This is a genomic window from Flagellimonas ochracea (assembly GCF_009903685.1).
Classification (GTDB): Bacteria; Bacteroidota; Bacteroidia; order Flavobacteriales; family Flavobacteriaceae; genus Flagellimonas; species Flagellimonas ochracea.
This window is the reverse complement of sequence record NZ_JAAABI010000001.1, coordinates 1,037,013-1,052,000: the sequence shown is the minus strand read 5'-3', so window position 1 is coordinate 1,052,000 and position 14,988 is coordinate 1,037,013. Positions and strand designations below refer to the sequence as shown.

The following is a 14,988-nucleotide window of genomic DNA, read 5'->3' as shown; positions in this document are numbered from 1 at the left end:
TTATATTTTAATGGGCATCATTTTGTCATATTTCGAAAACATTTTGTTTGCCTCAAACTTATTGAACATATCTACATTTTTCTCTCCTTGTAGCCACGCCAAATAAATGGCTGGTGTGTTTATTCCAGCTTCATGTGAGAAAGGATAACCCCCACCAAAGCGAGGGTTCATTTCCAAATAATATACCTGTCCATCCTTTACGAAAAAATCGCAGTCCATATTTCCAATGTGCCTGGTGTTTTCTGCAATAAGTTGTGCGGTTTTAGAGAATTCTTCATTGATAACAGATATAGCTTTATCGGTTTCTCCAGAACGCATTGCCATTTTTTTTCGGACAAAAGACCCGTAATGATTTCCCTCAAAATCATTTAAGATGTCGATACCATATTCTTCACCATTGATTTTCTCTTGGATCAGTATACTCCGTTCAATATCGGAGGCACTGGCATTTTTAAGAATGGATTTTTTAAGCTTAATATGTTGGAGTTGATAGGCCAATTTCAATTCCGTTTCATTTTCAGCAATATCCACCGCAATTGAAGCACTGCCCCACCTGGGCTTAATAATGACAGGATAGCGGATTTCATCATTTCTGATTGCTTCCATTGCCTCTTCAACCGTCAAGTAGGTTTTTGGGGTTCCAACACCCAGGTTTTTGAAGAAATTGAATGTTTTGTATTTGTCAAAAGCAATATCTATGACCCCGGTATCTGAAACTATGATCTTGGCGCCCTCGGATTCCAGTTCTTCACGATGTTTTGCCAAAATGGGCAATTCAAGATCATTTAGGGAAATAATGGCATCGATTTTATGCTCTCGGACCAATTTTTTCAGTGTAGGGATATAACCTTCATCATAAATGGACGGAACTTGAATGGCTACATCGGCATCTACCAGAGCGGGAGCGGTGAGTTGATTGTCGGCAGCCAAGATTTTTCCATTTCCCGCAAGGGCGTCTTTAAAATAATTGATCAAATAATTCCGACGACCGGCGCAGGTGAAAAGGATGTTGGTTTGTTTCATGTAACAAAACGGCTAGTGAGTTAGCGATTTTTCATTCTGGGTTTCTCTGGTATTCTCCAAATACAAATTACGGGTAATCTTTCGTTTTTTGGAGTTTAAAAGAGGAATTTCATTTACATAATCCACAGTCACCCTAGCATTTTTACCAATTATGCCCTTAAAAGACCTCACCAGTTCTGCTTCTCTGTTGAAGGTGTTGTCCACATTTAGTTTGATGGTATATCTGTTCTTCTCATTTTGGACAAATTGTACTTGTTTCAGTTCAGGGAACGCTGGCAGAATACTCATGTACTTGTAGGGACTTGTCATATTTCCTTGGGTGTCCATTAAAATATCTGCTTTTCTTCCTTCCACAGATTTTAACACTGGAAACGGATAGGAGGGTATCTTGGTCAACGCCCCCACATCACCGGTGTCGTATCTGATCATAGGAGTGGCATGGTTGTAGAGATCGGTAATCACAATACGTCCAAGCTGTCCTTCTTTTGCAGGTTCATCGGTATTAAAATCCAATATTTCTAATATGTAACTTGCCCAGTTTACGACAAAAAAATCACCGTCAGCAGGTTGTTGCGCAATAATTCCGTTTTCAAAATTGGAATAGCGCGATACCATCGGTGTATTGAAATAGTACCACATTTTGCTACGTACATGGTCACTTAGGCTTTCGGACATTCCTATGATAGATTGCACGTTGCAATCCAAGGGCCTAGAATTGATTTTATCCAAATAATCACAAATCTTTTCCAAACCGGAAGGGTATCCCAACCAAGCTTTTGGGGATGGATCCTTTTGAAGTTTTTTCAATAGGTTTTTAATGTAATCTTCCTTTTTTAGATCATCAATGTTTACTTGGACTATATTTTGTAGAAAAGCAGGAATTTTTCTCTTTTTTAGATTTTCATTCCATAGTCGAACATAGAGTAGCTTGTCTCCAAGGGTATATCCTGCTTGGGCCGCGAAATATATAGTATCTGCAGTATTCCTATTCTTCTTGCCTTGGTTTTGGTAGACCATAAAGGGAATTCCCGTTGATCCGCTAGTAAACATTTTATGATGTTTTTCCTTGCTCGAGGTCTTAATCAGCAAGTTTTCAAAATTCTCTTTAATAATATTTTTATTGATGACGGGAAAATCTTTAAGAGATTTACAGTGCTTGAAGTCTGTATAAAAATTGGAGTGATTGGTAGCTTTTTTCAGCAAATCACTTAATGGGCTATTGATTTTTTCTTTTAAGGAATCAAAGGAGTTTTTTTCAAGGGTTTCTTGAATATCATTGAAATGCTTTCTAATTTCTCCGCCTTTCATTAGGTCCAATGCCCAGAAAGCATAACGACGCAGGTAGTTTAGGGGGCTACTGTTCATTTGTTTGAGGTTAAGAGGGGGCAGGAAAATTAAATACCACCAGACTGAAAAATTCTTTCAGTTCCAACTGATTACCATTCCTTATCAGTAAATATAAGGTATCCCAATCAATATATATTGAATTTGTTTTCGATTTCGGCTGTTTGTCTATAAGTAAACGTGCTATTGATGAAAAAATTATTGCGGAATTCGTTGTAATACCAATTTGGTGAGTACTGCTCTTTTTTTATGTTTTAAAAGGTTACCGTCATAGTGTTTTTTTGCATTTCATCGATAATTTATATGTAAAAGATTGCATCGATTTGTGGTGTTATAACTTTGTTATAGAGAGTGTTTCCTCATCAACCTTAAAGCCAGTACTCGATGATAAAAAAATTACTTTTCCCATTATTTACTTTAATGGTCACTGGGGTTTTTGCCCAGAACTTATATGACGATGCTAACGCCGCTTCACCTGCCAATGAAGCCGATGCCACTACAGGATGGGCAGGTACTACGGATATTTTTTCGGATAATACGGACGCACAATCAGGTGTTTTTTCCCTAAGAGCAGTATCCAATGGGAATAATGGAACCTATGTTTCCTATACATGGGATGCGGTTGTAGGTCAGGATTATTATATTTCTATATGGGCGAGACGTGGCGCACAATTCAACAATCCAGCCTTTGCCAATTGGCAAGGTGTTTCTGGATTTAGTACTACTGCAATCACCAACAGTACGTGGCAGCAACGTGAATGGACAGTAACTGCGACGTCCACCACTCCCCAAATACGTGTATACGTTAGTCCATGGTCTGCACGGCTGGTTGCGGGAAACACGGTGTTCATTGATAATATTGTGATAGTTCCAGATGGAGCGGATACCGAGCCACCCACCCCGGTCAACGACCTGACTTCTTCTAACACTACGTTCAATTCAACAGAATTAACTTGGAGCGCTTCCACTGATAATATCGGGGTTGTAAATTATCAGGTTTTCCAGGATGGTGTTTGGCGTGGCAATGCGGGGGGCGGCATTACCTCTTTGATTGTAACTGGTCTCGATTCCGAAACCAGTTATGACTTTACTGTGTTTGCGGAGGATGCTGCCGGAAATTTATCTGCAGCCGGGAATACGGAAACGGTTGTTACTTTGGCAGCCCCTGATACTGAGGGTCCTTCCGCGATTACTGATTTAGCATCAGCCAATACCACCACGACCACAACAGACCTTTCTTGGAGTGCTTCCACCGATAATGTGGGCGTGACCAATTACGAAGTCTTTCAGGATGGGGTGAGCATTGCCAACACCGGGACGACCACAGCTTTTAACGTCACAGGTCTTGCGCCTAGCACGAGTTACGACTTTACTGTTTTTGCAGAAGACGCAGCAGGGAATGTTTCGACCGTGAGCAACACGGAAACAGTTGTTACGGCCGGTGTACCTGATACGGAAGCTCCAAGTGCTGTTACGGACCTGTCTTCAGCAAATACCACTTTCAACAGTACCGACCTTTCCTGGAGTCCAGCTACAGACAATGTGGGTGTGACCAACTATGAAGTGTTCCAGGATGGGGTGAGCATTGGTAACACGGGAACCACAACTTTTAATGTTACAGGCCTTGCTGAACTGACCAGCTATGATTTCACGGTCTTCGCTCAGGATGCCGCTGGAAATACTTCACCTGTGAGTAACACGGAGACTGTGGTGACACTTCAGGCTCCCGATACCGAAGCTCCCTCTGCAATAACAGATTTGTCATCGGCGAATACCACCACAACTACAACAGACTTGACTTGGAGTGCCTCCACAGATAATGTAGGGGTGACCAACTACGAAGTTTTTCAGGATGGTGTGAGCATTGCGAATACGGGAACAACCACAGCATTCAACGTAACGGGACTTTCTCCGAGTACAAGCTATGACTTTACGGTTTTTGCGGAGGATGCCGCCGGTAATATTTCTGCCGTAAGTAATACCGAAACGGTCAATACAGATGCTATTCCAGATACAGAAGCTCCCACTGCTGTTTCGGACTTGAGTGCTTCAGGAACCACTTCAAATAGTACGGTCCTTTCTTGGAGTGCTTCCACGGACAATGTGGGGGTAACCAACTATGAAGTTTTCCAGGATGGGGTGAGCATAGCCAATACAGGAACTGCAACATCATTCAATGTAAATGGACTTTCGCCAAGCACAAGCTACGACTTTACAGTACTAGCGGAGGATGCAGTAGGAAACGTATCTGCTGCAGGAAATACAGAGACAGTACTTACCCTTGATGGGGGCGGGATTATCGACTATACTTCAGAAAACTCCAATTTGAATACTGTGGATTGGACTGCCAGAGATTTGTTTGCAGATAGAAACATGGGAATTGGCACCACGGATACGCAGGGTTATCGATTGGCGGTTGCAGGCAATATGATAGCAGAGGGTGTTCGTGTGGAATTGCAGGGCAACTGGCCAGATTACGTTTTTGAGCCAGGTTTTGATTTGAAAGATTTGGAGGAAATAAAGGAGTTTATCAAGGAAAATGGACATTTACCCAATATCCCGAGTGCGGATGAAATTGAAAAAGAGGGCATTGATTTAGGAACAATGAACGCTAAGTTGCTCGAAAAAATTGAGGAGCTTACACTTTATCTGATTGCCCAAGACAATAAGATCAAGCAACTGGAACTCGAAAAAGCAAGAATCGATGCTCTTCTGGAAAGAGTTGAAAAGTTGGAAGAGAAACAAAAATAACAAAGCAGATTGTCAAGAAATAAACATATGCCCACTAAATCTTATTTTTTCCAAGTAGGGAAAATTGAAGTATTCATTCTTTTGCTCGGTTTTTTTATTGGGCAATTGACTTTCGGTCAAAGTATACGGAAAGGATTTGACGAGATGACCGATTATGAGATTACAGAACTTGTCGATGCTTTTTACGAATTGAGAAATGGTCCGGACCTGTTTAACGATTTGGCCACTTTCCACGGTGATTTCTTCAATTTTGATAATTCAGCGGATCCTACCCGTTTAGACCTTCACTTTAATCTGCCTGACGAATCGGAACGGGAAATATTCTTAGCCTGGCACCGAAGACAGATGTTCGAAATGGAGCAGGCGGTCCAGGAAATCAATCCAGAGATCAGTTTGGGCTATTGGAACTCCATTATCTATCAATCACCGACCGATGCTATTTGGGATGAAAGCTTTTTGGGTAGTTTTGATGCTAATTGGTCATTAAATAGAAATCTTGCGAGTAACGGGCCAATGCCAACCGCTACCGATCTTAACAATCTCATAACCGAAACCGATTTTTTTACTTTTTCCAATAGATTGGAACGTCAGGCGGTTCACAGAGGAGCACACGTTTGGACAGGAGGAGCAATGCCCACGCCACTCTCTCCAAGAGACCCGGTATTTTATTTCCACCATTCCCACGTGGATAAAGTTTGGCAAGACTGGGAAGAAATTCACCAAAGTTCTTCTTATATCACCACTTCTATGTTACGATATGATGGAACCTATGTATTCGATGGGGAGACGCTGCCCTTGGTTGATCCAAATGATATTACTGATTCTAGGGTCTATGGCGTTTTTTACGCTGAAAATGGATTGGCACAGTTGGACAACTATATTGTGAGCAACACCTACAACCCTGAAGAAATCTTTTACTATCAATTCAATATCGAGGCGGGGAACAACTTCATCGTACCTGCAGGTACGGTAGCTCGATTTGAATCTGTGAATGAAATTAACTTAGTACCTGGCTTCGAAGCTGCCCCGGGATCTTCTTTTGAGGCCAGCATTGATGTGCTCAATGGGGGATCAAATAAAGCTTCAACACCAAATAGAGCGTTTAAACCATATCCTTTCTCCGAAAAATTGTTTGAACCTATTGTTTGGGAAGAAGGAGGAGATTTGTTGGATGACAAGCCTGTGATCATTACGGCGCATCCCAATCCATTCACTGAAAAGATTACCATTAACCTTAGTAAGCGAAGAGACTGCGTTATTGAAGTATTTAATATGATGGGTATGTTGATTCGGGAAGAAGCATTTCAGAATACCGATACATTGGTCATCAAGGATTTGTATGGACTGTCATCTGGCTTTTATGTGATACGGGTAACGGATGCTGAGGGTAATCTACTTGTCGTAAAACGTTTGATAAAAATGTAAGTCATAAAACGAAACAAAAAAAGGGAGCGATTGTCGCTCCCTTTTTTTTGTTCAATGCTTTCCATGATCCATGTGCATACTTTTTGGATCCCTGTATTTACAGCAGTCAGGAAGTTTATCATAGACCTCTGATGGAGCGGTGAACCCTTCGGAATCATGACCAACAGATGCGATTTCTTTCTTGATATCTTCAATGGAACACTTACGTTCATCGATTATGGCACTGAATTCTTTGGTATCCTTGTTCCAAGAAGCAAGTTTGACTCCTTTCATTTTTACTGCGGTATTTTCAATTCTTTCTTGGCACATACCACAGTTGCCCTTTACTTCAAAACGTATTGATTTATTCTTGTCCTGCGAATGACCTGAGGTTACCGCCAGAACCATTAAAATGGTGAGAAATATTCTTTTCATGGGTCAAAATTATATTTTATATCTAAAACCAGCATAATACGCACTGCCCAAAACCGGGGCAAAAAGTAGGGTGCTATCAAAAAAAGTTCCAAATGGATCATCTGGAGCAATGATGGGGGAGTTCTGGGTAAAATTATTAATATTTTCCCCACCCACATAGAACTCAAACTTATTGGAAAGAACCCTTGTGATTTGGGCATTGATCAAAGTGTATGACGGGGTCCACGTATCCAATTGAAATTCTTCAGGATTTGTTGAGGTATCAGGAAGCCGTTGTCTTCCCAGCACGTTGGTGGTGAAATCAAACCGCCATTGACGTTCATTGTTTTTAAGCGTCTCGTAACTCAAGTTCACAAAGAAACGGTAATTGGGCTGCAAGGGTCTCTCCAAAGTACCGGCGTTGTAATCAGTGACCACATCAAAGTACTTGTATGCAGTCCTTAAATGAAAGTCTTGAAGAACCTCATAGTTCAAATCTATTTGTAGACTATTGGAATAACTGTTTCCGGTAAGATTATAAAATGAAACCTCGCGCGGATTTTCCCAGTCGACCACCACCTGATCTTCGAACTGTGTTCGGTAAAAATCCACCGAAAAATCCAACACTCGATTCCACAAATAGAGTTTTTGAATAAAGCTGACACCATAGTTCCATGCCGTTTCCGGATTAAGGCCATAGTAGTTACCGTTCATGCCATTTATGGAAATTTGTCGAGAAGAGGCGAACAACTGCTGGTTTTCCGCGAATATGTTAGCACCACGTTTTCCGCGACCAAAGGAAGCCCTTAAGCTTGCCTTGTCCCAAAGCGAATATCTTAGGTGAAACCTTGGTGTTATGAACGTGTCCAGATTGTTGTGTTCATCCACACGCAACCCAGCTACAAAGCTAAGTCCCTCCAAATTGTCGTATGTGTATTCAAAAAAGGCACCAATTGAGTTGTCGTTTCTTCTGAAATCGATTGTGTTTACAACTTCATTGAAACCATCATAGGTAAAACTTATTCCTGTTTTGAATTTATGTTGTGTGCTTCCAATAATGCTGTTAAATATAAAATTGGAATAGAAAGATTCGTGATCAATATCATATTGGTTCAATCCATAGAAAGAATTTTGGTCGTGGTTGCTATAAGCGGTTTGAAATCCAAAACTTTGATAGGGGAGTTCGGGAAAAACATAGCCCATTTTGGCTGAAACATCCAATCTTGAGGTGGCAATTTCACTTCCCCAGGCATTAGTGGTGAGCCTGTCCGTGTCCAGATTAAAATCCGTTTGGCTAATTTCTTTGGTATCTGAAAGAAACTGGATATTGGCATATCCAACCCATCCGTTTTCGGAATTAACGTACTGCCATCGGTTCATAAAATTGACCTGTCTTGCCAAAGGTGTATCAAAAAAAGAATCACCATTATCATCTATATACCCATTTCTCAAATTGGCATGCACATACAGACCAACTCCCAACTCATCCGAAATGTTGTGGTTAAACCTGGAGTTGAACTCATAGCGCTCAAAATTGTTGGCATACATGTTCAGAAAAAATCGTTTGTCCGTTAGGGGTTTGACCAATTCACTGTTAATATGACCTGATATGCTCTCAAACCCGTTCAATACGCTTCCAGCTCCTTTGGTGATTTGGATGCTCTCTATCCAAGATCCTGGAATAAAGGAAAGCCCGAATATTTGTGATGCCCCACGAATGGCCGGCATATTCTCTTGGGTGAACATCAAATAAGGGCTCGTGAGTCCCAGCATCTGTATTTGTTTGGCACCCAGAATAGCATCGGAAAGATTGACATCGACCGATGGATTGGTTTCAAAACTTTCGGAAAGATTGCAACATGCTGCTTTCAACATTTCCCGACTGTCGACCGTTACTACATTTTGAGCCTTGAACAGGGACTTTTGCAGCGGAGCAACCTGTTTTTCAACCACGACTTCTTCCAGTATCACATTGGGGTATAGAACAATGTTGCCCAAATTTGGACGATTTACCGGGATGGTGTCCGAGCGATACCCTACTGAACTTATAACAAGTTGCTTCAAACTGGATTCATAAGGAATTTTAAACCTTCCCAAGGAATCCGTTGTGGTTCCTTTTGTACTAGACAACCAGTATATATTGGCATTGGGCAATACTATGGTTTTTCCTTTATCATTGTACTCTACTACCCTTCCGCTGACTTCAAGTTGCGAGTAACCATATATGCAAAGAAAATAAAGGAACAGAAACAACGGTAATCTCATTTCCGTGAGGCTTTGATGACATAAAATTAAGGCTTTAAGTACTCAAATTCCGCTTCTTGTACCGTATTTAACAACACCGTGTAGTTCATAGATTTTTTTGACCTTTAAAAGAATTTAGAGTTACTCGAATACCTTTAGTGGTAATTTTACTTTGGATGCTTAGGAATACCCCCGTTCTTTTATAATTGCGTGTGATTAAGAGTGTTATTATCCTTTTCATGATTGTTGGCACGGCCTTTTTTTGTTGCTGTGGAGCCCGGTTGTCGCAAAAAAAGGAGTTAACGCAAATTAGGGTTATCAACAGTACGGCAAAGGATTTTACCCACGTTACCATGTTTTCTATGCCAATTGGGGAATTGAAGCCTGGCGATTCATCGGAGTTTAAGCCGCTCAGATTTGATCCCTTAAAACATGACCCATTGATTTATTGCATGAATGAGAACATCAATTATGGGAGATATCTAAAAATTCCGGAAAAGGGAGTGAAAAAGTATACCTATACTATTGATAGTATAAAGAACAGGTTAATATATGTAAGTTCCCGAGAGGGATTGTAATTTTTAGTTAGTCAAAAGTAAAATGTTCCCCCATAAGCAGTTAAAGTCAATATGATAAGAATATTGGAAAAACTTCGCAAAGTAGCCTTTTGGAGCCTTGATTGGTTTAAAGGAGGGCATGTGTGGAAACATTATCGTGAAATAAGATATATCCAACAAAATCCACTTTCCCGAAGGGCAACTGGAATTAAACAGGAACATCTTTCCAAAATACTGGACCACGCGGTAAAAACCGTTCCTTTTTACGCAAAGTTTGCATCAAAAAAAATGGACTTGACTAAGTTTCCAATTATTAATAAACAATTGATAAGGGAAAATTTTGAAACGTTTAGAAGTCATCCCTACAAAAACAAGTACAATCACCAAGTGCTTACGAGCGGATCAACAGGTAAGCCTTTCAGAATTCTTCAGGATAAATCAAAAAGAGAGCGCAATACAGCAGATACCTTGTTTTTTGCAAAAAGGGCCGGTTATGATATTGGAGCCAGGTTGTACTATTTACGACTGTGGGACAAACAATACCAAAAAGGCAAAATTCAATCTTTTGTGCAAAATCTTGCAACCTACTCCGTAGATGATTTAAATGATGCCAATTTGGCCAAACTAGTGCAGGAATTGGAGAATGATAAATCTAGTATAAACATATTAGGTTACACCTCCGCCTTGGAGTCAATATGTAATTACTTGGACAAACATCATGGTAAACCCCTAAAAGGAAATTTTTGTTCAATTATAGCTGTGGCAGAAGCTTTGAGCAATGATGTAAGACAAAAAATATTGAAATACTTCGGCGTAGATGCAATTTCTCGATATTCCAATAGCGAAAATGGGATACTTGCGCAACGATTGCCAAAATGTGGTTCTTCTTCATTTGAAATCAACTGGGCAAGTTACTTTGTTGAACTATTGGATTTAAATGAGGACAAACCTGTTAAATTGGGAGCGCCTGGAAGAATTGTGGTGACCGATCTATTCAACTATTCGATGCCTATGTTGCGCTATGATACCGGAGATGTTGGGGTTATGGAGCAAGACCCAGAAAACAACGAATTGATTTTTACAAAAATTGAAGGAAGGAAGATGGATATGTTCACTAACACGAAAGGGGAGTATATCTCTTCACATATTATTCACCATATCCTTCAGTTTAGGGGAATAGAACAATTTCAGTTTATCCAAGAAGATTATGACCAATATGTGATTAAGCTGAAGGTCTCAAAAAAGCTGGATTACGAAGACGAGCTGGCATTATGTGGACAATATCAAGAATATTTTGGTGCTGATGCTAACATCTCCGTGGTTTATGTAGAAGACATCCCACTATTGCCTTCAGGTAAAAGGAAGTTGGTGCTGAACAATGCCATCCTCAAACAAAGGAAATTGGCAGAAAAAAAATCAGAAGAAGTGACCGGTTCCATGGCAGAAACAGGGACCTGACTTCCTAACAAAGGCATTTACGATTTTCTCATTCGGAAAGCATATTCTTCCTGTATGTGTCAAAATCTGGTATTCCAGATTCGGCGTCCAAAGCAACATCTTTTCGGGCAATGACCTTTAGGGCCGTCTTGAAAATGATTTTTATATCTAACCAGAATGAAAGGTTTTGCACGTATTCCATATCCTTTCTTAGTCTTGTGTCCCAATCCAGATTGCTTCTGCCCGATATTTGGGCCAATCCAGTAACTCCTGGCCTTACGGTATGTCTAATTTGTTCTTCTTTGGTGTAATAGGGGAGATACCGAACCCTTAATGGTCTGGGCCCTACTAAACTCATATCCCCCTTTACAATGGATAGTAATTGGGGAATCTCATCCAAGGAAGATTTTCTCAGGAAAGTTCCAAACCTAGTAACACGGAGCTCGTCTGGCAGCAGATTTCCATTTTCATCCTTTTTGTCCGTCATGGTTTTAAACTTAAGGATATTGAATATTTTTTCATTTTTACCAGGTCGTGGTTGAAGGAAGAATGGTTTGCCTTTGTTAACAAACAGCAGTACAATCCATATCAATGCAAAAACTGGAAAAAGCAGGATAAAACCAATAGCAGAAAGTATTAGGTCCAATAATCTCTTGAAAAAAACTTTATACATTTTGTTGGGTTATTACATTGGTCGGGATATCTTTACAGGGCTAAAGTAAAAACTAAAACTAATTTGAGGTTGTTTTTTGGAAATTAAACTAAGACTTACTTGACCGCTGAGGATGATTGGATTTTCAAAAGTTGTTAAGTAATGTTAAAGATTACTGTATTTCATCGATAAATTCACTTTGCTGAAAACTTTTTTGTGCTACAGCTGTAAAGCAAATGTATTTCATCGAATAATTTCGTTTTTGGACGAATTAAATTTATGGAAATACCAATTTTAAGATCCGAAAATACTTGATAACCTTATGAAAAACTACACCTCGCTCTCCTACGATGTTTTTTAGATTTTTACTCTGTTAAGTTTTTGTCATTAAATTAAACAGGGTTTATTCGAACAAAATGGAGAAAGATGGTGCTTGCCCCCTTAATTTCTTAAATATTGTAAGAACCACCCGCTACCCAAAAAAAATGCATTTCACATAAATTTACTTGATATCTTAGGTTTAATGCACATCTTTGTGACTCAAAACAGAAAAATCGTGGCAAAAAAAGCATTGATTACGGGTGTTACCGGACAAGACGGTGCCTACCTGAGTGAATTTCTACTGAAAAAAGGATATGAAGTTCACGGTCTTAAAAGACGTTCTTCCCTCTTCAATACTGACCGTATTGATCACTTATACCAAGACCCTCATGTGGAAAATCGGAATTTTATTTTGCATTATGGGGATATGACCGATAGTACCAACCTAATTCGATTGATACAAGAGATCCAACCAGATGAAATATACAACTTGGCTGCGATGAGCCATGTCCAAGTCAGCTTTGAAACTCCTGAATATACGGGTAACGCAGATGGTTTGGGCACATTGCGGGTTTTGGATGCTGTACGCTTATTGGGTCTTGAAAACAAAACCAGAATATACCAAGCGTCAACATCAGAACTGTACGGCAAAGTGCAGGAAGTACCTCAAACTGAAACCACACCTTTTTATCCCCGCAGTCCCTACGCTGTTGCAAAAATGTATGCGTATTGGATTACGGTGAACTATAGAGAGGCTTATAACATGTTTGCATGTAACGGAATCTTGTTCAACCATGAGTCACCCATTCGTGGAGAAACTTTTGTAACCCGAAAAATTACTAGGGCGACAGCTCGGATTGCATTGGGACTTCAGGACAAATTCTATCTGGGAAATCTGGATGCCAAAAGAGACTGGGGTCATGCCAAGGACTATGTTAGGATGATGTGGATGATTCTACAGGCCAATGAAGCGGAAGATTGGGTAATTGCCACAGGTAAGACCACTGCCGTAAGGGAATTTGTACGAATGAGTTTCAACGAGGTAGGAATAGAACTAGAGTTTAAGGGTAATGGTGTAGATGAAAAGGCTTATGTTAAGACTTGTAACAATCCCGATTACCAATTGGAGATTGGAAAGGAAGTGTTGGCTGTAGATCCCAAGTATTTCAGACCTACCGAGGTGGATCTATTAATTGGTGATGCAACCAAAGCAAGAACAAAGCTGGGCTGGATACCTGAATATGATTTGCAGGGCTTGGTGAAGGATATGATGCAAAGTGATGTTAAACTCATGCAAAAGGAGCAGTATCTTAGAGAGGGCGGATATCGCATACTCAATTATTTCGAATAGGGATGGACGTCAATGCAAAGATTTATGTGGCTGGTCATCGAGGTTTGGTGGGCAGTGCCTTGGTCAATAATTTGAAGTCTAAAGGATATAATAATATTATTACTCGTACCCATGCTGAACTTGATTTGACCGATACCGTCTCGGTATCCCAATTTTTCGACCAAGAAAAACCAGATTATGTGTTTTTGGCAGCAGCCAAGGTAGGAGGTATTGTAGCCAACAATGTCTATAGAGCAGAATTTATCTATGAAAACTTGATGATTCAGAACAATGTGGTTCATCAAAGTTATCTAAATGGAGTAAAAAAGTTATTGTTTTTGGGCAGTACCTGCATCTATCCCAAAAATTGTCCACAACCCATGAAGGAGGATTATCTCTTGACAGATATCCTAGAATACACGAACGAACCATACGCTATTGCCAAGATTGCGGGAATCAAATTATGTGAGAGTTACAACTTACAGTATGGCACCAATTTTATTTCGGTAATGCCGACCAACCTGTATGGACCCAACGATAATTTTGATCTTGAAAAATCCCATGTGCTTCCAGCATTGATACGAAAGATTCTTCTTGGCAAGGCGCTAGAGGAAGGTAATTGGAGTGCTGTTAACAAGGATTTGGACAAACTCCCGATTGAAGGTGTTTCAGGTGCTGATACCGAGGATGCAAAGTTGCAGATTTTAAATAAGTACGGTATAAGTAAAGGCTCGAATGATGAGGTTTCTGTTGAAATCTGGGGGTCTGGAAAACCCAGAAGGGAATTTCTTTGGTCGGAAGACATGGCGGATGCTTGTGTATTTATAATGCAAGAGCGTGATTTTTCGGATACCTATGAAAAGAATCAGAAATACATTCGGAATACCCATATCAATATTGGAACAGGAGTAGACATTTCCATCAAGGACTTGGCACAACTAATCAAAGAACAAATTGATTTTAAAGGTACCTTTGTTTTCAACACGGATAAACCAGATGGTACGATGGTAAAAAGAACCGATGTAGCTAAGCTAAACGGATTGGGCTGGAAACATAAAATTGACATTCAAACAGGTATAATGATTCTTATCGATTGGTATTTAAATAAATAATACGAACGGTTCCCTATTAGTTCCTTCCCCTCATAAATAACTTGTAATGATAGGATGATTTAACTGATGACCATCTTGGATGCGGACACAGAAAACACTTCCAAATTTTTAGAGATCGGACTTAAATCATTGTAGTTTTTTTATGTACCTTATTTCTTGCTCATCATAACAAATCCTACTGGTGCAGCTTTCTTGGCATTAATGTCTTCCCAACAGGTAAAAGCTTCTCTTTCAATAATGAGAGTGTACCTTATTTGCACTCTTCGAAATGGTATGATATGCATTATTCAAGTTATACATTTTAACCCTGTTAAAGTCTGGGAGTCAGTTTTTTGGCAATGAAAATTTGCCGTCTTGGAATACATATTGACGCTGCGCAGACTCTTTCCCAATCGTATA

11 protein-coding genes are annotated in these 14,988 nt (G+C 40.0%); 6 read left to right on the top strand and 5 right to left on the bottom strand.

Annotated features, from left to right (window positions below; all coding sequences use genetic code 11):
- Together GTQ34_RS04900 and GTQ34_RS04895 are read right to left on the bottom strand one after the other, a co-directional pair.
- The gene (locus GTQ34_RS04900; protein ID WP_166522623.1) at positions 1–1,023 is read right to left on the bottom strand and encodes an ATP-grasp domain-containing protein; all 1,023 of its coding nucleotides are present in this window, start codon (positions 1,021–1,023) and stop codon (positions 1–3) included.
- A 12-nt stretch (positions 1,024–1,035) separates the two neighbouring features.
- Complete coding sequence (locus tag GTQ34_RS04895) at positions 1,036–2,388, bottom strand: phenylacetate--CoA ligase family protein (protein ID WP_166522622.1); 1,353 nt, start codon at positions 2,386–2,388, stop codon at positions 1,036–1,038.
- 363 nt (positions 2,389–2,751) lie between these two features.
- Here GTQ34_RS04895 and GTQ34_RS04890 point away from each other — a divergent pair, with 363 nt between their 5' ends.
- Positions 2,752–5,118: a fibronectin type III domain-containing protein gene (locus GTQ34_RS04890; RefSeq protein ID WP_166522621.1), complete on the top strand. Its 2,367-nt coding sequence runs from the start codon at positions 2,752–2,754 to the stop codon at positions 5,116–5,118.
- 27 nt (positions 5,119–5,145) lie between these two features.
- Positions 5,146–6,543: a tyrosinase family protein gene (locus GTQ34_RS04885; RefSeq protein ID WP_166522620.1), complete on the top strand. Its 1,398-nt coding sequence runs from the start codon at positions 5,146–5,148 to the stop codon at positions 6,541–6,543.
- A 51-nt stretch (positions 6,544–6,594) separates the two neighbouring features.
- Here the strand turns inward: GTQ34_RS04885 and GTQ34_RS04880 are convergent, their stop codons facing one another.
- Both GTQ34_RS04880 and GTQ34_RS04875 read right to left on the bottom strand, forming a co-directional pair.
- Positions 6,595–6,957 carry a heavy-metal-associated domain-containing protein gene (locus GTQ34_RS04880; RefSeq protein ID WP_166522619.1) on the bottom strand — a complete coding sequence of 121 codons (363 nt, stop codon included), beginning with the start codon at positions 6,955–6,957 and terminating at the stop codon, positions 6,595–6,597.
- A 9-nt stretch (positions 6,958–6,966) separates the two neighbouring features.
- Positions 6,967–9,201, bottom strand: a complete 2,235-nt coding sequence (locus GTQ34_RS04875; protein ID WP_166522618.1) for a TonB-dependent receptor — start codon at positions 9,199–9,201, stop codon at positions 6,967–6,969.
- Between the two features lie 191 nt (positions 9,202–9,392).
- Here GTQ34_RS04875 and GTQ34_RS04870 point away from each other — a divergent pair, with 191 nt between their 5' ends.
- Together GTQ34_RS04870 and GTQ34_RS04865 are read left to right on the top strand one after the other, a co-directional pair.
- A complete protein-coding gene (locus tag GTQ34_RS04870) occupies positions 9,393–9,758 on the top strand; it encodes a hypothetical protein (protein WP_166522617.1) in 366 nt (121 codons plus the stop codon).
- A 51-nt stretch (positions 9,759–9,809) separates the two neighbouring features.
- Positions 9,810–11,195, top strand: a complete 1,386-nt coding sequence (locus GTQ34_RS04865) for a phenylacetate--CoA ligase family protein (RefSeq protein WP_166522616.1) — start codon at positions 9,810–9,812, stop codon at positions 11,193–11,195.
- Positions 11,196–11,223: 28 nt separating this feature from the next.
- Here the strand turns inward: GTQ34_RS04865 and GTQ34_RS04860 are convergent, their stop codons facing one another.
- Positions 11,224–11,847, bottom strand: a complete 624-nt coding sequence (locus tag GTQ34_RS04860; protein WP_166522615.1) for a sugar transferase — start codon at positions 11,845–11,847, stop codon at positions 11,224–11,226.
- Between the two features lie 502 nt (positions 11,848–12,349).
- On the opposite strand from GTQ34_RS04860, the gene gmd reads away from it, so the two are divergent.
- Both gmd and GTQ34_RS04850 read left to right on the top strand, forming a co-directional pair.
- Positions 12,350–13,498 (top strand): GDP-mannose 4,6-dehydratase, encoded by a 1,149-nt coding sequence (gmd, locus tag GTQ34_RS04855; protein ID WP_166522614.1) that lies wholly within the window; start codon positions 12,350–12,352, stop codon positions 13,496–13,498.
- 2 nt (positions 13,499–13,500) lie between these two features.
- Positions 13,501–14,589, top strand: a complete 1,089-nt coding sequence (locus tag GTQ34_RS04850; protein WP_166522613.1) for a GDP-L-fucose synthase family protein — start codon at positions 13,501–13,503, stop codon at positions 14,587–14,589.
- The last annotated feature ends 399 nt before the right edge of the window (positions 14,590–14,988 follow it).

Excerpts from the sequence above, each read along its gene's own strand:
- gmd (WP_166522614.1), top strand. The coding sequence starts at position 12,350 with ATGCACATCTTTGTGACTCAAAACAGAAAAATCGTGGCAAAAAAAGCA.
- GTQ34_RS04860 (WP_166522615.1), bottom strand. The coding sequence starts at position 11,847 with ATGTATAAAGTTTTTTTCAAGAGATTATTGGACCTAATACTTTCTGCT.
- GTQ34_RS04880 (WP_166522619.1), bottom strand. The coding sequence starts at position 6,957 with ATGAAAAGAATATTTCTCACCATTTTAATGGTTCTGGCGGTAACCTCA.
- GTQ34_RS04850 (WP_166522613.1), top strand. The coding sequence starts at position 13,501 with ATGGACGTCAATGCAAAGATTTATGTGGCTGGTCATCGAGGTTTGGTG.
- GTQ34_RS04890 (WP_166522621.1), top strand. The coding sequence starts at position 2,752 with ATGATAAAAAAATTACTTTTCCCATTATTTACTTTAATGGTCACTGGG.
- GTQ34_RS04865 (WP_166522616.1), top strand. The coding sequence starts at position 9,810 with ATGATAAGAATATTGGAAAAACTTCGCAAAGTAGCCTTTTGGAGCCTT.
- GTQ34_RS04875 (WP_166522618.1), bottom strand. The coding sequence starts at position 9,201 with ATGAGATTACCGTTGTTTCTGTTCCTTTATTTTCTTTGCATATATGGT.
- GTQ34_RS04895 (WP_166522622.1), bottom strand. The coding sequence starts at position 2,388 with ATGAACAGTAGCCCCCTAAACTACCTGCGTCGTTATGCTTTCTGGGCA.
- GTQ34_RS04885 (WP_166522620.1), top strand. The coding sequence starts at position 5,146 with ATGCCCACTAAATCTTATTTTTTCCAAGTAGGGAAAATTGAAGTATTC.
- GTQ34_RS04900 (WP_166522623.1), bottom strand. The coding sequence starts at position 1,023 with ATGAAACAAACCAACATCCTTTTCACCTGCGCCGGTCGTCGGAATTAT.